The sequence below is a fragment of the Collimonas arenae genome, from assembly GCF_000786695.1.
Taxonomy (GTDB): domain Bacteria; phylum Pseudomonadota; class Gammaproteobacteria; order Burkholderiales; family Burkholderiaceae_D; genus Collimonas; species Collimonas arenae_A.
Genome location: NZ_CP009962.1, coordinates 3,282,469 through 3,300,136, shown reverse-complemented (window position 1 = coordinate 3,300,136; position 17,668 = coordinate 3,282,469). Strand labels below are relative to the sequence as shown.

Below are 17,668 nucleotides of genomic sequence, written 5' to 3'. Positions count from 1 at the left end.
TAACTGTAACGGCAACACACGACATATTTTTTATCAACTTGCATGAGGTGACATCAATGAAAGCAATGATTCTAGCCGCCGGCAAAGGTACCCGGGTACGCCCGCTGACCTACGATCTCCCCAAGCCGATGATTCCGATTCTGGGAAAGCCGGTGATGGCTTATCTGGTTGAATACCTTGCCAGCTATGGCGTCAAGGACATCATGGTCAATGTCAGTTATCTGCATCATAAGATCGAAGAATATTTCGGCGACGGAAAGCAGTTCGGGGTGCAGATCGGCTATTCCTTCGAAGGCTACGTCAATGAAAGCGGCGAAGTGGTGCCGGAGCCGCTTGGCTCGGCTGGCGGCATCAAGAAAATCCAGGAATTCGCGCACTTTTTCGACGACACCACCATCGTGATATGCGGCGACGCCCTGATCGACCTTGATCTTATCTCCGCACTGTTCGAACACAAGCGCAAAGGCGCGCTTGCCAGCGTCATTACCAAGGAAGTGCCGTGGGACAAGGTCGACAGCTATGGCGTGGTTGTCATGGACAAGGATGGCCGGGTGCAGTCGTTCCAGGAGAAACCGAAGCAAGAGGAAGCCCTGTCGAATTTCGCCAGCACCGGCATTTACATCTTTGAACCGGAAGTAATCGATCTGATCCCTGCAGATACCGTGTTCGACATCGGTTCCGAACTGTTTCCGCTAATGGCGCAAAAGGGCTTGCCGTTCTACGCGCAGCAAGGCTTTTTCAACTGGATCGATATCGGCAGCGTGACCGATTTCTGGAGCGTCTCGCAAAGCGTGCTGCAGGGCGAAGTCGCCCAGATGGAAATCCCGGGGCAGCAAATTGCCGAGGGTGTGTGGGTGGGTCTCAATACCAGTATAGATTGGGAGGGCAGCACCATCGAAGGTCCGGTGTATATCGGTTCCGGTTGCCGCATCGAAGCCGGCTGCAAGATTGTCGGCCCGACCTGGATCGGACATGGCAGTCACATCTGTTCCGGCGCCCAGGTGGTGCGCAGCGTGCTGTTTGAATACACCCGCATACTCTGCGACGCCCAACTGGACGAGGTGATCGTATTCAAGGAGTACAGCGTGAACCGGGCAGGCGACATGCGTCGTTTGCAGGAGAGCGACACCCATGAGTGGGGCGACGCGCGCGACCGTGCGCCGGAAAGCGCAAACGAACTGGCGATGAGCGAGCTATGAAAATATATCCTGTTATCCTTGCCGGAGGGTCCGGAACGCGGTTGTGGCCATTGTCGCGCGAAGCCCTGCCGAAGCAACTGTTGCCGTTGTGTTCCAGATATTCCATGTTGCAGGAAACCTTGCTGCGCCTGGCAGAGTGGACGGAACTGATGCCGCCTCTGCTCACCTGCGGTAACGAGCATCGTTTCATGGTGGCAGAGCAGTTGCGGGCGATCGGGATTGCGCCGCTCGGCATTTTGCTGGAGCCGGAAGGCCGGAACACTGCGCCTACGGTTGCGGTGGCGGCGCACTATCTGTTGCAGCATGTGAAAGAGAGAAAGGCCGATGCAGAGAGCAAGGCAGATGCGCTGATGCTGGTGCTGCCGGCCGATCATATGATTAATGACCCCGAAGCTTTTCACGCAGCTATCCAGCGTGCCGCGCTAGCGGCAGGAAAGGGCGCGCTCGCGACGTTCGGCATCGTGCCGTCCGCGCCGGAAACCGGTTACGGCTATATCCGCCGAGCCAAGACAGCATTGCCTGGTACCGAAAGATGTTACGCCGTCGAACGGTTCGTCGAAAAGCCGGACAAGGCGACTGCGGAGATGTTTGTGAAGGACGACGCATACAGTTGGAACAGCGGCATGTTTCTGTTCCAGCCGAAGCGGTATCTGGAAGAGTTGCGCGAGTTTCGGCCGCTTATCGCGGAGAGCTCTCAAAAGGCTTTCGAGGGGGCCTATCGCGATCTCGATTTCTGTCGGCTGGATGAAGTTTCTTTCGCGGCCTGTCCGGCGGAATCCATCGATTATGCGGTGATGGAGCATACCCGGCACGCGGTGGTGGTGCCGGCTGAAATCGGCTGGAACGATATCGGCTCCTGGTCTGCGTTGTGGCAAGTACTGAAAGGCGATGAAAACGGCAATGTACTGCGCGGCGATGTGTATACGGACGACGTGCGAAATTCGCTGATACGTGCTGAAAACCGCTTTGTAGCGGTAGTCGGCATCCAGGACGTGGTGGTGGTGGAAACCAAGGATGCGGTGCTGGTGGTGCATAAGGACCAGGTGCAAGGCGTCAAGAAAATCGTCGAAGACCTCAAGAAGAATAGCCGTACCGAACACATGAACCATATCCGCGTGTATCGGCCCTGGGGCAGCTATGAAGGCATCGACATGGGCGACCGCTTTCAGGTCAAGCGGATTACGGTGGAGCCGGGCGGCAAGCTTTCCTTGCAAATGCACCATCACCGCGCGGAACATTGGGTGGTAGTGAGCGGAACGGCGCGTATTACCCGGGGAGAAGAAGAAAAATTTCTCACTGAAAATGAATCGACTTATATCCCTATCGGCGTCAAGCACAGGCTTGAGAATCCCGGGAAATTGCCGCTGCATTTGATAGAAGTGCAGTCAGGAAGCTATCTCGGCGAAGACGACATTGTCCGTTTCGACGATATTTATAAACGAAGTTAACTTGTATAGGCACACATCATGCTCTCAATTCAAAAATCGATATTTAAAGCTTATGACATTCGCGGCGTAGTCGGGACCACCCTGGACGCCGGTATCGCTCGCCAGATTGGCCGGGCGTTTGGCCTGGCGGCGCGCGCCAAAGGCGAGCATGAAGTCGTTATCGGCCGCGATGGGCGCTTGTCCGGCCCGGAACTGGCCGAAGCCCTGGCCGCAGGCTTGCAAGATGTCGGCATGGCGGTGATTGATCTTGGCGTGGTGGTGACGCCGATGGTGTACTTTGCGACACATGTGCTGGGCGCGCAGTCCGGAATCATGGTTACCGGCAGTCATAATCCGCCGGATTACAACGGTTTCAAGATGGTGCTGGCAGGTGAAGCGATTTATGGCGATGCGATCCAGCAGTTATACCGTAGGATTGCCAGCGACAGCATTAATGCCACGAATGCCACGGCAGCGACAGTAACCGGCAGCTATCGCAAGCATGACATCAAGGAAGCCTATTTGCAGCGGATTATCGGTGACGTCAGGCTGGTGCGTCCGATGAAGATCGTGGTCGACTGCGGCAACGGCGTCGCCGGTGCATTTGCCGGCGAGCTGTATCGTGCGCTCGGTTGCGAGGTGCAAGAACTGTTCTGCGAGGTGGACGGCACTTTTCCCAACCATCATCCCGATCCCGCGCATCCGGAAAACCTGCAAGACGTGATCCGTACCTTGCAGAACTCGGATGCCGAACTGGGACTGGCATTCGATGGCGACGGCGACCGCCTTGGCGTGGTCACCAAGGATGGCCAGATTATTTACCCGGATCGCCAGTTGATGTTGTTTGCCGCAGACGTGCTGACCCGTAACCCCGGCCGCGAAATCCTGTACGACGTCAAATGCACGCGCCATCTGGCGCCATGGATAGCAACGCACGGCGGCAAGCCGCTGATGTGGAAGACCGGCCACTCGCTGGTCAAAGCCAAGATGCGCGAAACCGGGGCGCCGCTCGGAGGAGAAATGAGCGGACATATTTTCTTCAAGGATCGCTGGTACGGCTTCGATGACGGTCTGTACGCAGGCGCGCGTTTGCTGGAGCTGCTCAGCCATGAAAGCGATCCGTCTGCATTGTTGAACGCATTGCCACAGTCTGTCAGCACGCCCGAGCTGCAACTGCAGTTGCACGAGGGAGAGAATTTCGCATTGATCGAACAGTTACAACGGGAAGCAGATTTCCCTGGATCCGACGAGATCATCAAGATTGACGGTTTGCGGGTCGAATATCCAGGCGGCTTTGGTCTGGCTCGCTCGTCCAATACCACACCGGTAGTGGTGATGCGCTTTGAAGCAGAGTCGGATCATGTGCTGGCGCTTATCCAGGCGGAATTCGGGCGTGTGATCCTGGCCGCCAAGCCAGATGCGCAGCTGCCTTTTTCAACCTCCTTAACCTAGATGAATTCGTCTTTTCTGCAGCAGCGCTCGCTATACAGCACCACCGTATCCGATCGCTTTGGCTTTGTAGATAACGCCAAGGCGATCGGCATCATACTGGTTGTCCTCGGCCACAGCCGGGGTCTGCCAGATTATGTGGCGCGCGTTATATTCAGCTTCCACGTCCCCCTGTTTTTCTTCCTTTCCGGATTCCTGCTAAAAGCAAGCAAATTGAACGCAACTGTTTTTAGCAATGTAAAACAGACAGTGCGAACCCTTGGCGTACCTTATGTTTTCTTTTTCCTGTTCGCATTCCTGTATTGGATCGCCACGCGCAATATAGGAGAGAAGGGCGTGCTTTTTTCCGGCCGGGCATGGTATGAGCCAGTAGCCGGATTATTTACCGGCCTGGAGCCGGATTTGTACATAGATCCGCCGCTGTGGTTTTTCCCCTGCCTGATCCTGACTGCGATCATGTATCAGGCTTCACGCAAATTCATGACGTTGCTGGCGTCGACGGGGTTGTTTGCGGTTCTCGCATTTGTAGTTACGATGATCTGGAAATATCTTCCATACAGGCTTCCGCTTGGGATGGACAGCATGTGGATCGCGCTATCGTTTTATGCAATAGGGCAGTTTGTCCGCGATAAAATGCAATTCGAAAACAGGGCGGTCATCTATCTTTTGCTGATTTTTTCCCTGTCGTCGACGCTACTGATTTATACAGGTTCATTTAACGACAAAGTCGACCTGGCTAACATGTACTTCGGCATGCGGCCGGCGTTTTATCTGCTGACTTCGCTGCTGGGCATTATCGCCACATTTTCTGTATCGGGCCTATTGCCGGCATGTGGAATAAGCCGCTGGCTTTCAGCCAATACGCTGGTTATTTTTCCGGCGCATTTTGTTTTCCTGGGAGTGGTGCGGGGTATGGCGACATCCTTGCATGTTATTCCGAAAAACTACAACTACGCCCTGGGCTGGAGCATCGTCAGCACGGTTCTGGCTATCTTGCTTTGCATTCCTCTGGCTTATTTCTTCCGCCGTTTTCTGGCACGTATGTATGGAAACGGATAGCTCGGATGTATTGCTGTAAATTTTCTCCGGATTAATATTGTCAATTGTTTCAGGTTGGGGAAAGAAAAAGTGTACATACGACACGGAAACCCCCGATGCTTGGCATAGTTGCTGCGCTCTTTAAACGGGAACTTGAGAAAACTGACGTCCTCTAACCTATACGAGTCGAGTGTGACGATTAAAAAGGAGGCTAGCATGAGTTCCAAGCAAAGATTGGGCACTGCCATTCTCGCCATCGTGGTTTTAGCAGGATGCGCCGACTGGACGCCGCGAACACGAAATACTGCGGCAGGTGCAGCCATCGGTGGTGTTGCAGGTGCGGTATTGACTAATGGTAGCGGCATCGGCACGGTCGGAGGCGCGGCCGTCGGCGGCGTTATCGGGAATGAAATAAAGAAATAGCAATACTTTCCCCGCACGGAGCAGATGTCTTGCCGAGTGACTAATTTGACGGTAAGAAAGTCGACGATTGCTGGGCTGTCGGGTTTCATGACGCGGCGGCCTTGCCAATCAATCAGTGCGGGACCACGGCGAGCCAGTGGAACAGTCCGCCGCGCGTCATTCACTAATTCCCCGGGAGTCAATATGACCGTTAAATAATTTTTCTATCAACATCCGCGCTGCGCGTGAATCGAAGGCGCGCGTAAATTGAATACATAAATAGGCGCTTCATGATTATTCCAATACGCATTTAATCAAGATAGGAGCTCATCATGACAGTCAAATCAACATCAATCTGTTTCTTCGTTATCGCCGCATTGCTGGTACCTGTTGCGACCTACGCCGCCGATTATTCGACGACTCCGGCAAAACCCGTGACGATAGTCAAGGATTCGATCATCACAACAAAAATAAAGAGCAAGCTGACCGCAGAGAAGCTGGCCTTTGCAACTGATATAAAAATTGATACGGATAACAATGGTGTCGTGACGCTAAGCGGTAGCGTCGCCACTAAGGAAGAGGCCGACAAGGTGGCTGCCATTGCGCGTGGCACCGACGGTGTCAAGGCGGTCAATAACGACATCAAAGTAACAGGGAATCCTTGATAGGAGGTAGAAAGCATTGATGAAAAAATGAAGAAGAGCACTTTTGATATGCAATACGTCAACCAAGCTTTATGGAGGCAATATGTTAAGCAAACATGTATTTCTTGCCGCAGCTATTGCTAGTACGCTCTTGACCGGATGCAAGAAAGCCGATGAGATGTCGACGCCGGCGACACCGATGCAAGCCCCATCCCCACAGGCTTCGCCAGTCGCTCCTGCACCGACTCCTCCGTCAGCCAGCACGCCACCGGCAGCTGCTACAACCGCTCCTGCTACGCCCGATACGAGCGGCGGGACGACCAAGGCACCCGGCGCGGCAAGCGGCGCCAGTGGGAGCGCTTCTTATTAATCTGATGACGCCCATTCAGCGTGATTCAACCCCGCAAAAAATAACCAACAAGTTAGGGATAGTCATCGGGAAATAAGTACTGATGAATGGGCGTGTCAATCGTAAGCAGACAAGATGTTATAGGAGGCTTTACCAATGAAAGCGACCACTATCTTGCTGGCGATGTTGAGTATTTCTTTTTCTGCGCTGGCACAATCTCCGACCCCGCCTGAGTTGCCTGCCGAAATGCAGCCGCAATTGCAACCTCCACTGCAACCACCGGTGCAGGCTGAGCCACAAACTCCAACCCAGCCTGAATCGCAATTCCGAGAACCGGCGGGCTCCCTTGCAATCCACGCACAGCCCCAATCCCAGAACGGGTTTACCTATGTATGCGGCGGCGTGGGCCTGGATGAATCAACGTCCATGAAACGAATGGCAAAAAAGTATGACTTGATGTCTACTTTTTCCACTCGCAATGGCAGCTATCTGGCTGATATCAATGTGAATATTTCGAGTGGCGATGGAAAAGCGACATTGCAAACGACGTGCGACGGACCAATCCTGCTGGTCAAATTCCCGCATGCGGGCACCTATCGCATTCGTGCAGCAGTGGGCGACGACACGCAAACAAAAACAGCTCAGATACCGGGCTTACGAAGCATGCAGTCAATGGTTTTCGTTTGGCGCGCAAGTTAGATGCAAGCCCGACTTACCTGAATGTTTTGCCTGACGAAATTTCGTTCGTGGGTCTGCTTAGTGCAATCCCGGACGGGATTTCCGACGGTGAAACGGAGGATCTTTACAAAGGCGCAAGGCAAGCCTGTGAAGTCTCAAAGCTATCCCCTGGCCGAGTGATGATCCTCCGGATAGTCGTCCTGCATATGCATAGCAACCATCAAAGCACGTTGCAATGTAAAGAAATCCGCAAGCAATTTCAGCGTGATCGCCGTAGTGAGGTTCTGCGCGGTACGCTGTCCTGAAAGCAGGTATGCCAGAGATGATGCGCTACGACGTCGTGTCTTTTAGTCACGCTGCCGATTTTTGTGGTCGTACGACAGGCAGTACGCGATCATCCGGTTTGGAACCGCAGATACTCGGTACAGTCATACTAGGGTTCAGTTATGTTCTTGGAGGGTGAGATGGCCTTGACTCATGGCAATGACGAGTACATGTTGTCGTTGCAGATTGTTCCTAGTGACGAAAATAGTTTTTCTTGGACAATTGTAACGACCGAACACCGCGATGGTCACATCATCCAGTCCAAAGAGGTTTCCCCTGCAACTTTCGTTACGGTCGGTGAGGCGGAGGCCGATGGAGAAAACCAATTGCTTAAGATGTTTGAGGCTCATTCTGCCGGTTGAGGGTGTGTGCCTCGTCCAACTATGACTGCAGGGAACGGGACAATGAAATACGGGACTGGGTGTCGTAGAGAGGCTCTTGCGAGGGTCCCGGCCACTGGCTCCATATAGTCTTGCTTTCATCGATTCATCCGCGCCTGGCGTCTTCCGAAACAAAAAAAGCAGCGTCGCATATGGTTGGACTGTATCCGATGGAATACTAGATCAACGATGTGTCGACTTATGACCAATTTTACCTGCCAATTGCTTGAGAAACATTGGAGCAGAATCCGCGGCAAAAAGAACACCTGCCAATGCACCCATTAATACCGATAGCCGCGCAGGTTTTGAACTGGCCGACGTGCACCGTGTACAGGGAAGTGAATTTATCGCAGATGCGGTACAGGCTGTCGCCGATGAACTACGAAAAGCAGTATTTCGAACAACTGGTGAGCGTCTAGCAAACTGGTGGCGATTCAGATCCTCTAAATACCAATCTCGTCGATAAAATTTATAAGCATGAAGCCGGTTTTCCCGATCTGAAAAAAAACGTTACTACTGATCCGGTCACTGGTATTAGTTATTATCCGAGGATCGCCGCATCTACAGGGCCAATTGAAAATAAGATGCTTAAGGAAGAAACCCTGTTTAGGGCTTTTGGAACCCATGGGACAACACATGGATTCGAAGTCAGGGAAACTAATCCAATAGGACCATTTTGGGGGCGCGGGGTACCTCCAAAAACAGCCGAAGAGTGGCGGCAAGAATATGGTGTGCTTGACGAATGGAACCGAAATGGCTGGCTATCAATTGTTCGCATCCCAGAAGGTGTAGAAATTCCGGCGTGCGTTAGCAAGGTTTCGGAACAATTTGGGAAAGATATCCCGGGGCAATTTCTCAGAGGTGGTGGCAAGCAAGCTGTCATTCACGCTTTCTTCGAAGATCAGATTGTCGAAATGGTTGATCGTCTGTATAAGGCCGGTGGAGGAAAGCGCACCATTGCTATGGCAGATGGGAAAACCATTGAGGTCGAAGTCAAGCAAAGCGGGTGGAGTGGCATCAATGGAAAAATAGGTTACGGTGAGACGGCGATTCCAGGAGCTTCTATGACTGAGCGCCTGGGCACGACTGAAATGCAAAAGAAAATCGGCGAAGAGTATGTTAAGCAGGTCGCTGCAGCCGCGCAGCCAAAGAACAGCGCGCAAGCGAAAACAGAAGTGCACTTTAGAGTGACCCTGTCCCAATAAACAGTCCCGATTAAAAGTAAAGAATCCGGCATAATTTTCTGACAATAGACAGGAGAGTAGCCGTGAAGAGAAGCAAATTTACAGAACAGCAGATTGCGTTTGCACTGAAGCAGGCGGAATTGGGAACGACGGTCGATGAGGTATGCCGCAAGCTTGGGATATCTGAGGCGACGTTTTACAACTGGAAGAAGAAGTATGGTGGCCTAGGGCCTTCCGAGCTACGACGGCTTCGTCAGTTGGAAGAAGAGAACACGAAGCTCAAGAAGCTGGTTGCAGATCTGAGTCTGGACAAAGTCATGCTTCAGGATGTTCTGTCAAAAAAGCTCTGAAGCCTTCCCGTCGCCGTACGCTGATCGATGAATTATGCGACCGTTACCGGGCCAGCCTGACGAAAGTCTGTGCACTGTTGCGTACGTCTCGGGCGTTGTATCGGTACCAGTCCGTGGCGCGTGATTCATCTGCCTTGACAATGCGTATTAGGGAAATAACGGCAACACGCATTCACTATGGCTATCGTCGAGTGCATGTGATGTTGAAACGGGAAGGCTGGCAAGACAATGTCAAACGCGTCTATCGGTTATATCGCGAACAAGGGCTGTCGCTACGCCTCAAACGCCCCCGCCGTAATCGGACAGCGCGACTAAGGCAGCCAAAGAGTCTGGTGACGGCCATGAATCAAATATGGAGCATGGATTTTGTAGCCGACGCTCTATTTGACGGCAGAAGACTCCGTATGCTGACGGTCGTCGATAACCATACGCGTGAGTGCTTGGCGATTGAGGTCGGGCAAAGCCTAAAGGGAGAGAATGTTGCCATGACGCTGAACCAGATTGCCGCTACCAGGGGATTACCTGAGACGATCAAATCGGATAATGGATCGGAATTCATTTCGAAAGTGATGGATCGCTGGGCCTATGAGCGTGGTGTCGAGCTGGATTTCAGTCGGCCTGGGCGGCCGACCGATAATGCCAAGTGTGAAAGCTTCAACGGCCGCCTGCGGCAGGAATGCCTGAACGAGCACTGGTTCATGTCGTTGGACGATGCAAAACAAAAAATTGAAGCCTGGCGCAAGGAGTATAACGAGAGCAGACCCCACTCTGCATTACAATGGGCAACACCCGCAGAGTATGCCCAGATGGCAAGGGATAGCGTCATTTCTGGGCAAACAAAAACGTCGGAAATCTCTACTTCTGATCGGGACTAATTCGGGTACAGGGTCAAAACGTCGGAAATCTCTACTTCTGATCGGGACTAATTCGGGTACAGGGTCACTTAGTTAGCAGACAGAACCATCTGTTCAATTTTCTTTAGCTTTATTTTCTCCAGAAATACGGGTTCGTCGATTTAAATGATGCTGCCACCTGACAAAATTGACAGGTACGGTGGATGTTTGTTTTGCACTACACTGGCATGTTAAAAATCGTATGAGCATTTACGCGTCATTGTCGGCTTGCGAACAGAGCGAGATGCAATCATAACCATTCATAAATAGGGGAGTACTACCATGGCTATCGACGTATATCTGCAAATTAATGGCATCAAAGGCGAGTCTACTGACAGCGCGCACAAAGATTGGATCGAGTGCAAGTCGGTACAGTGGGAAGTGCTGCAACCCAAGTCAGCTACAGCATCGACAGGCGGTGGCCATACAGCTGAACGTTGCGAGCATAAGGATATCGTCATTACTAAGATCGCAGACCTGGCTACACCCCTGCTGTTGCAAAACTGCTCCTCAGGGAAAACTATCGACAGTGCCAAATTTGAGTTCCTGCGCGCCGACGGCAAGGGCGATCGCATCAAGTATTTTGAAATCGAGTTGTCCAACGTGCTGATTTCCGACGTGACGCCGTCCGTTGCGGAAGGCGATGTTCTGGGCGAGTCCGTCAGCCTGAAATATTCCAAAGTCAAATGGAAGTACACACAGCAAAAAATTGGTGGCGGCTCGGGCGGCAACACTTCCGGCGGCTGGGATCTGTCTGTCAACAAGGTCGTATAATTCTTTTTGCATTCCTGACGAGAGTCGCGGCATTTCGGTGCTGCGGCTTTTTTGCTTTTGCCGCGAATGCTCAGTCTAGAATCTTATTGAAAGTAGTCAATGGTCACATTGCTTGGTGCAATCGGCGGCGTCAGCCAGCAAAGCCGTCTGCTTAAACTCGATACCCCGCTCGGTACTGACGTCCTGCTTCCTCATCGCGTAGTTGCCCATGACCGTCTAGGCCGCGGTTATACCTACACCCTCGATGTGTTGTCCCTGCAGAGCGATATCGAACTCAAGCAGTTGATCGCCCAGCCGGTGACGTTGTGGATCCAGCAAGCCGACAAACGTAGCTATCTGCCAGTGCACGGCTATGTACACCAAGCCGGCATGCTCGGTCACGACGGCCAGTTCACGGTCTATCAGCTGGCGTTTTCTTCCTGGCTGCATTTTCTCCAATACCGGCAAGATGCCCGCATCTGGCAAGACAAGACCGCCGACGACATCATCAGCGACGTGTTTGACCAGCATACGCAGGCACGCGGCAATTTCCGCTTCGATCTGACACAGCCCGCGCCGTCGCGCTCCTATTGCACGCAATACGAGAGCGACTGGAATTTCGTGATGCGCCTGATGGAAGAAGAAGGTTGGTACAGCTATCACGAACAGAAGCAGGATGGCTCAGGCCATACGCTGGTCATCACCGATTCGGTGCGCCTGTTAAAGCCGCTGGCGCCGGAAGAAATCCGTTTCCACCGGGCTGGCAGCAACGATGAAGTCGACAAGATCACCCGCTGGGGCGGTCAGCGCAAGCTACTCAGCCGGCAGTTGTCGACCGTCACCTATGACTACAAATCTCCCGGCAACAATAAAGCCACCAGCACCTATACCCTCGATGGTCACGGTGCGGTGCCGAATCAGCTGGAAATCTACGAATACACGGGTAACTACACCTATCTGGAACGTGATCGCGGCGACAAGCTGGCCAAGATCAAGGTGGAGGCCTGGGAGTCACAGGCCAAGCGTTACTTTGCCTGGTCGAGTGTTCCCCGTCTCGCCGCCGGCGTCGGTCGCTGGTTCAGCCTGGCGGATCATACGGATCACGACCGCGATTCCGACCAAGATCGCCAGTTCATCGTCATCGGTCTGCATTGGTACATCGAAAACAACCTGCCACTGTCGACGACGGTCAATCATTTTCCCGGGAGCCTGGAACAGCAAATCGCCGACGCCAAGCAACAGACCGCGACCAGCGACAAGATCACCAACGAACAAAGCGGCTATTGTGCCAACAGCATCGAGGTGCAGCGCCGTACAGTGGAATACCGTAGCCCGTTTGAGCATCACAAGCCGGAGATGCATGCGCAGATCGCCACGGTGGTGGGGCCCAAAAGTGAAGAGATTTATACGGACTCTCTCAACCGCGTCAAGGTCTTGTTCCCCTGGAACCGCTTGAATCCGGGTGATGAAAAAGCGTCTTGCTGGGTGCGCGTCAGCTATCCGAATGCGGGGCAAGGTTATGGCGCCCTCAATGTGCCGCGCAAAGGCCAGGAAGTCGTGATCACCTTCCTGGGTGGCGATGCTGACCGGCCATTGATCACAGGCCGCGTCTACAACGGCGCGCAGACGCCTAATTGGCATACCGATGGCAAGCTGTCAGGGTATAAATCCAAGGAGTACAAAGGCAGTGGATTTACGCAGCTGGTGATGGACGACAATACCAACCAGAACCGAGTCCAGCTCTATAGCAGCAATACCAACGCGCAGCTCAATCTGGGTTACTTGGTCGGGCAGCAAGGCAATACCCGCCAGGCATTTTATGGTTCGGGTTTTTCTCTCAATTCAGATGCCTATGGCGCCATTACTACCCATCAAGGATTGTACATCAGCACTTTCGGCCGTCCTGGTGCGCAAGGATCGCAACTGGATGTGCGGGAAGCCCATCAGCAACTGGAAGCCGGCCAGAATCTGACAAAGTCGCTATCAGACACCAGTGTAAAAGCAAACGCCGAAGCCCTGGACGGTCAAAAGAGCCTGCAAGAATTTACGGAGGCAACGCAAGACAAATACGAGGGCGAAAACCAGCAGCAGGCCAATCGTTTCAAGGAACCGATTCTGCTGGTGGCCTCACCGGCTGGCATCGGTCTCACCACGCCCAAGAGCGCGCACATTCACAGCGGCGAGAACGTCACGCTGTCTTCAGGCACCGACACCAATCTGGCGGTCGGCAAGAGCCTGGTTGCCAGCATTAAGGAAAAACTCAGCCTGTTTGTGTATAACGGCGGTATCAAGCTGTTTGCGGCTAAGGGCAAGGTCGAGATCCAGTCACAGAGCGACAACCTGGACATCATTGCCGAGAAGGTGCTGAGGCTGATTTCGACTACCGACAACATTGAAATCTGGGCCGACAAAGAAATCACTATCGGCGCCGGTGGCTCTGCCATCAAAATCAATAAGGCCGGTATTACCGACCTCACCAGCGGTCAGCGAATTATTCACCAAGGTGATTTCAACCTGACCGGGCCGCAAACTTTGAATCCGACGATGCCAGTTCTTCCTAAAACCGTGTGCATTCCCTGTCTTCTCAAGGCGCTGAAATCTGGCTCTGGATTGGCTGTGATATGACTGCTTACTATGCACAAAATCTAACTAATCTTAAGAACGTAAGTACTGCGTTATTGGTGCAAATAGAAGAACGACCTGATTTGAACTGGTCATTACTGATCGACAGAGCATTTGATTATGGACAGGATGGCGGGCCGCAAATTACTGGAACGAATTGCTATGACGGCGAGGATACGACAGAATTGAAGGGGGTCGCACCGTGGCTGTTGACTTTTTATACGCCAGGACAATCTGTTACTGCGGCCAAGCAATTATTTTATCGTTGGCTTAGTCATTGTAGTGGGCGACCAATGGTAAGCATTGTCGCCAGCAAAGAGACTGCTCAGCAAATTGCAGGCGAATGGAAAAATTTGCATTTTGTTGAAGCTAGTGACGGGCAAAAACTGCTGCTGCGGTTCTCTGATACTCGCGTGCTCGTCAATTTACCCAAGCTACTGACAAACGAGCAATGGGCAACATTAACCTCGCCATTGGACTTATGGTTGACGATAGATCGGGAAGGTGAGTTGATTGCTTGCCCATTTTTGCCTACGCAATCAATAAAAAGCAAAGCTCCTTTTGAGTTAAGCGACGGCCAAATCGCTGCCTTCACTAATGCCGCTGAATCTGATGCAATGATCGACTATTTGGCAGAAAACATGCGGGACATTATTCCACATGACATTTCGCCTGCGCAGTTGTACGCAATCATCGCTGATACCTTAGCATTGGCGATGCAATATGGAGTAGTCATGTGGCCTGATAAATTTTCATTGATTTGCGCGGCATGTCTGACGCTCGGCGAATGCAATCGAGATCCGTCATTGGGCGCCTTGCTAAAAGAGCGTGGCTGGAACCCTGGCGCTCTGGGCGAAGCGCTGGAGGCAGCAGGTGTCATTTAATAGGCGTCGAAGTTGAGCGGCTACTAAGCTGTCACACGTTTTAATGTTTCGTGCAATCGGAGTATTGTAATGACCGAGATCAAATCTCAAGCGGTGCTCAGTGAACACTATGACGGTGCGGGTACCAGGGCCGCGAAAATGTCGAGATCGAGAATGCGTAACAGGTTGGCCATAGCGGCGGCGATTAGCATATGTCTTTTGAGCCTGGGTTATATATATTTCGATGCGGCGGTAGAGTTCGGACAGGGATTGTTCTGGATGCTTATCTATACTTGGCCAATTACAGGTTTGCCATTATTGCTTGGCATACTGGTGCTTGTAGCTATTGGGTTTCAACGTTTGACAGGGCTTTCTTTCATAAAAAATGCGGTGTGGGTTTTTGCAACAGTTTTATTCATAGTCTTAGTAGCGTTTGCCTGAGCCTGAGAGATGTCATTATTTGGAATCTATTTACCGAAGTTATCAAGGCTTCTTTGGAAAGCATGACTAGACTTGGTGAATTACCATGCTAAAGAGATAGGAAAACATGAACAATGTAACTGATTCCAACGTTGATACTGATGTGAGCAATATGCGACGCTTTGCAACGAATAAGAAGAGACTCTCCTGGTCTAATCAGATTGGAAGTGTGACGCGTTCCCTGTTGATGCTGAGTACATTAGGAATTGCGGGATTGCTGGCTGGCTGTTCTGAAGAAAAAATTCCTGTGGAAATAACCGGCTACGATCACATTCCGGACTGGTCAATCAGTGGGTTCTCGATAAATGGCGGAAGTGGCCGCAATCTGGATCCAGGAACTGGTGGGCCAGGCGGTTCGTGTTGTATAGAAATTCCTAAACATTGGCGCCCTGGTCTGAAAGCAAAAGTGATCTGGGGGTATGACACAAAGCAAACCGATCCCCGGACTCCCCCGCCGTCACAGGAAGCTGAAGTAGATATCCCGGAATATACGCCAGAAAATTTGGGGGCTGCGCAAGTACATTTCTACCCTAATCATCGTATAAAAGTAGTGATCTCCAAGTATTACTTGGGGAGCCCCAAATATCCCATGAGTCCTGAAGATATGCTGCCATGGACCGTAGACCAAAGTTTGATTGAGTATTATAAAAAGAGAGAGGGTGGAAAATGAGTGGGATTGATTTTGCATTGAATCCCGAACTTGGGGATACGCGAAGCCGCGAGCGGCCACTGAGCAATCGCGAACAGATGCAGCGTGCACGAGCACTCTGCGCTCTATCGGCGCAACCCAATGAACTTTCTTGCTCGGGAAATCTTTTCGTCGGAATTTTTTTCGACGGCACAGGTAACAACGAAGATAATGATTACAAAGCGTACATAAACGATCCGTCCAAACAGAAGCACAGTAATGTGGTCCGCTTGTATCATACCTATCTGCCCAACAAAATTGGCACGAACGCTTATTATCCATATTACATTCCTGGTGTTGGTACACCTTTCCCACAAATAGGAGATGCAGGCGGAGGCTTGGGATCAGCGACTTCCTGGGGGGGAGAACCACGAATTATTTGGGGATTGACTCGAATATTTAATGCGGTACACGCTTACCACACTAACTCGAATCTAATACCCGATAGCCAAGCCAAAGCTATTACAGAAGGCTTAGGGGGAGTAGGTTCTGTTGGTGCACAGAGACGTTACTCGCTTAAGCAAGTCTGGCAGGAAAAACTCAAAGCTGCTATCAAAGATCGCAAACCGGAAATTCTACAAATCAGCGTGAGCGTATTTGGGTTTTCCCGTGGTGCAGCCGAAGCCCGTACATTTGTTAACTGGCTCTATGAAATATGTGAGCAAAAAGATGGAGGCTGGCGCTTTGCCGGGATACCGCTGCGGGTCCAGTTTATGGGGCTATTCGATACAGTGGCTTCAGTCGGTATTGCCGGACTTTATACCATCGTTGAAGGACATCAGTCCTGGGCAGACGGCACCATGCAGATTCATCCTCATGTAGAGCAGTGCCTGCATTTTGTGGCGGCTCATGAGGTCCGCGGCTGTTTCCCTTCAGACTCGGTGCGGGTCGAAGGTAAGTATCCTCCCAACGCCAAAGAATATTTGTATCCGGGCATGCACTCTGACGTGGGAGGGGGGTATGACAATGCATCGCAAGGGAAAAGCACAGATTTGGCTCGCATTCCGGGCTTTGAAATGTACTGTGCAGCCTTGGCGGCGGGAGTGCCGCTAACGCAATACCATGATTTAGATAAAAAAGTTGCGACAGCCCTCACTCCTGACCAGGCCGCGATCGATGCCTTCAAATCGTATTCTAGTCTGGCCGCAATTACACCTGGACCCTTGGAAGATATGGTGCGCCAGCACATGAGCTGGTACTTCAGCTACCGCTGGCAGTCGCGTGATGACTCCTACGCCCAGCGCTCCTTCTTCGGGCGCGCCAAGAAAAGCGCACCTGCAGAGGTGAAGTATCTACAGCGTACACAGCGCGCATTCATGCATGTCGTGATGAAGCTTGGCGAGGAAATCGACCAGAGGATAAAGTCGCCAAGCATGTGGAGCAATGACGACGCGCTGGAAACTCCCTATGCCAGGTCGCAGTCCTCCATCGTGTCTATCATGCCATTAATCTCCGCAGCGGATTCAGCAATAGAATTCAATAATCGCCGCACTGCCTCTAATGAAGATACGCAAGGCAGAATAGATGCAAAGGCAGCCAATATTCTTGCCGATGTTGCTCGATGGAGAAAATGGCTTTCTGATCAAAATCAGGCGGAGGTACGCGATGCTGAAGCCCCTGAGCGTGACCCATTAAGTCTGGTTGATGCATTGAAACCTGCAAAAATACCAGAAGCAGTGGGAGAATTCTTTGATACCTATGTGCATGATTCAATGGCTGGATTCGCTGCGAATAGCAGCGTGGATGAGTTTATCTGGAATGGTATTGGGATGGCCAAATTCAGGCGCATTTATTTTGGAGACCGCGGCGACGCGATGACCAAGGAAGCGGTCGAAAAAACGAATAAAGAACGCGTTGCCAAGGCTAGTCACGATAGAAGGCAACGGGCGCAATGGGATTCTGAGTCTCGGGAATTCTCTCGTACACAAATGCCAATGCGATGATC

At 52.0% G+C, this 17,668-nt stretch carries 17 protein-coding genes; all 17 read left to right on the top strand.

All coding sequences use genetic code 11. The features are described from left to right. Positions 1-56 precede the first annotated feature (56 nt). The 17 genes from LT85_RS14540 to LT85_RS25460 all read left to right on the top strand — a co-directional run bounded on the left by LT85_RS14540 (position 57) and on the right by LT85_RS25460 (position 17,666). A complete protein-coding gene (locus tag LT85_RS14540; protein ID WP_038489977.1) occupies positions 57-1,199 on the top strand; it encodes a sugar phosphate nucleotidyltransferase in 1,143 nt (380 codons plus the stop codon). Next, a complete protein-coding gene (locus tag LT85_RS14535; protein WP_038489974.1) occupies positions 1,196-2,647 on the top strand; it encodes a mannose-1-phosphate guanylyltransferase/mannose-6-phosphate isomerase in 1,452 nt (483 codons plus the stop codon). The genes LT85_RS14540 and LT85_RS14535 overlap by 4 nt, the downstream gene beginning before the upstream one ends. Positions 2,648-2,665: 18 nt before the next feature. Then, the gene (locus tag LT85_RS14530) at positions 2,666-4,078 is read left to right on the top strand and encodes a phosphomannomutase/phosphoglucomutase (RefSeq protein WP_038489971.1); all 1,413 of its coding nucleotides are present in this window, start codon (positions 2,666-2,668) and stop codon (positions 4,076-4,078) included. Next, positions 4,079-5,134 (top strand): acyltransferase family protein, encoded by a 1,056-nt coding sequence (locus LT85_RS14525; protein ID WP_038489969.1) that lies wholly within the window; start codon positions 4,079-4,081, stop codon positions 5,132-5,134. A 195-nt stretch (positions 5,135-5,329) separates the two neighbouring features. Further along, entirely contained in the window at positions 5,330-5,536 is a 207-nt protein-coding gene (locus LT85_RS14520) for a glycine zipper 2TM domain-containing protein (RefSeq protein WP_038489966.1), read from the top strand. A gap of 311 nt (positions 5,537-5,847) precedes the next feature. Then, positions 5,848-6,180, top strand: coding sequence for a BON domain-containing protein (locus LT85_RS14515; RefSeq protein WP_038489964.1), 333 nt, complete (start codon positions 5,848-5,850; stop codon positions 6,178-6,180). A gap of 82 nt (positions 6,181-6,262) precedes the next feature. Beyond that, complete coding sequence (locus LT85_RS26650; protein WP_156117538.1) at positions 6,263-6,529, top strand: hypothetical protein; 267 nt, start codon at positions 6,263-6,265, stop codon at positions 6,527-6,529. 135 nt (positions 6,530-6,664) lie between these two features. Continuing rightward, positions 6,665-7,207, top strand: coding sequence for a hypothetical protein (locus tag LT85_RS25465; RefSeq protein WP_052135198.1), 543 nt, complete (start codon positions 6,665-6,667; stop codon positions 7,205-7,207). Between the two features lie 443 nt (positions 7,208-7,650). Then, complete coding sequence (locus tag LT85_RS14505; RefSeq protein WP_156117537.1) at positions 7,651-7,872, top strand: hypothetical protein; 222 nt, start codon at positions 7,651-7,653, stop codon at positions 7,870-7,872. Between the two features lie 602 nt (positions 7,873-8,474). Beyond that, positions 8,475-9,095, top strand: coding sequence for a hypothetical protein (locus LT85_RS14495; protein ID WP_052135197.1), 621 nt, complete (start codon positions 8,475-8,477; stop codon positions 9,093-9,095). 62 nt (positions 9,096-9,157) lie between these two features. After that, a protein-coding gene (locus tag LT85_RS14485) for an IS3 family transposase (RefSeq protein WP_253273555.1) occupies positions 9,158-10,299 on the top strand; the annotation gives its coding sequence in 2 pieces (ribosomal slippage) (positions 9,158-9,410 and positions 9,410-10,299; 1,143 coding nt in all). Positions 10,300-10,599: 300 nt separating this feature from the next. Continuing rightward, positions 10,600-11,091 carry an Hcp family type VI secretion system effector gene (locus tag LT85_RS14480; RefSeq protein ID WP_038489956.1) on the top strand — a complete coding sequence of 164 codons (492 nt, stop codon included), beginning with the start codon at positions 10,600-10,602 and terminating at the stop codon, positions 11,089-11,091. Positions 11,092-11,190: 99 nt separating this feature from the next. Then, positions 11,191-13,695 carry a type VI secretion system Vgr family protein gene (locus LT85_RS14475; protein WP_052135196.1) on the top strand — a complete coding sequence of 835 codons (2,505 nt, stop codon included), beginning with the start codon at positions 11,191-11,193 and terminating at the stop codon, positions 13,693-13,695. After that, a complete protein-coding gene (locus LT85_RS14470; protein ID WP_038489952.1) occupies positions 13,692-14,576 on the top strand; it encodes a DUF4123 domain-containing protein in 885 nt (294 codons plus the stop codon). The genes LT85_RS14475 and LT85_RS14470 overlap by 4 nt, the downstream gene beginning before the upstream one ends. A gap of 69 nt (positions 14,577-14,645) precedes the next feature. Further along, positions 14,646-14,996 carry a hypothetical protein gene (locus LT85_RS14465; RefSeq protein ID WP_038489950.1) on the top strand — a complete coding sequence of 117 codons (351 nt, stop codon included), beginning with the start codon at positions 14,646-14,648 and terminating at the stop codon, positions 14,994-14,996. 106 nt (positions 14,997-15,102) lie between these two features. After that, positions 15,103-15,705 (top strand): DUF3304 domain-containing protein, encoded by a 603-nt coding sequence (locus LT85_RS14460; protein ID WP_038489947.1) that lies wholly within the window; start codon positions 15,103-15,105, stop codon positions 15,703-15,705. Continuing rightward, entirely contained in the window at positions 15,702-17,666 is a 1,965-nt protein-coding gene (locus LT85_RS25460; protein ID WP_052135195.1) for a T6SS phospholipase effector Tle1-like catalytic domain-containing protein, read from the top strand. The genes LT85_RS14460 and LT85_RS25460 overlap by 4 nt, the downstream gene beginning before the upstream one ends. The last annotated feature ends 2 nt before the right edge of the window (positions 17,667-17,668 follow it).

Bases quoted from the DNA above. Each gene is read 5' to 3' on its own strand.
- LT85_RS14540 (WP_038489977.1), top strand. From the start codon at position 57: ATGAAAGCAATGATTCTAGCCGCCGGCAAAGGTACCCGGGTACGCCCG.
- LT85_RS14535 (WP_038489974.1), top strand. From the start codon at position 1,196: ATGAAAATATATCCTGTTATCCTTGCCGGAGGGTCCGGAACGCGGTTG.
- LT85_RS14530 (WP_038489971.1), top strand. From the start codon at position 2,666: ATGCTCTCAATTCAAAAATCGATATTTAAAGCTTATGACATTCGCGGC.
- LT85_RS14525 (WP_038489969.1), top strand. From the start codon at position 4,079: ATGAATTCGTCTTTTCTGCAGCAGCGCTCGCTATACAGCACCACCGTA.
- LT85_RS14520 (WP_038489966.1), top strand. From the start codon at position 5,330: ATGAGTTCCAAGCAAAGATTGGGCACTGCCATTCTCGCCATCGTGGTT.
- LT85_RS14515 (WP_038489964.1), top strand. From the start codon at position 5,848: ATGACAGTCAAATCAACATCAATCTGTTTCTTCGTTATCGCCGCATTG.
- LT85_RS26650 (WP_156117538.1), top strand. From the start codon at position 6,263: ATGTTAAGCAAACATGTATTTCTTGCCGCAGCTATTGCTAGTACGCTC.
- LT85_RS25465 (WP_052135198.1), top strand. From the start codon at position 6,665: ATGAAAGCGACCACTATCTTGCTGGCGATGTTGAGTATTTCTTTTTCT.
- LT85_RS14505 (WP_156117537.1), top strand. From the start codon at position 7,651: ATGGCCTTGACTCATGGCAATGACGAGTACATGTTGTCGTTGCAGATT.
- LT85_RS14495 (WP_052135197.1), top strand. From the start codon at position 8,475: ATGCTTAAGGAAGAAACCCTGTTTAGGGCTTTTGGAACCCATGGGACA.
- LT85_RS14480 (WP_038489956.1), top strand. From the start codon at position 10,600: ATGGCTATCGACGTATATCTGCAAATTAATGGCATCAAAGGCGAGTCT.
- LT85_RS14475 (WP_052135196.1), top strand. From the start codon at position 11,191: ATGGTCACATTGCTTGGTGCAATCGGCGGCGTCAGCCAGCAAAGCCGT.
- LT85_RS14470 (WP_038489952.1), top strand. From the start codon at position 13,692: ATGACTGCTTACTATGCACAAAATCTAACTAATCTTAAGAACGTAAGT.
- LT85_RS14465 (WP_038489950.1), top strand. From the start codon at position 14,646: ATGACCGAGATCAAATCTCAAGCGGTGCTCAGTGAACACTATGACGGT.
- LT85_RS14460 (WP_038489947.1), top strand. From the start codon at position 15,103: ATGAACAATGTAACTGATTCCAACGTTGATACTGATGTGAGCAATATG.
- LT85_RS25460 (WP_052135195.1), top strand. From the start codon at position 15,702: ATGAGTGGGATTGATTTTGCATTGAATCCCGAACTTGGGGATACGCGA.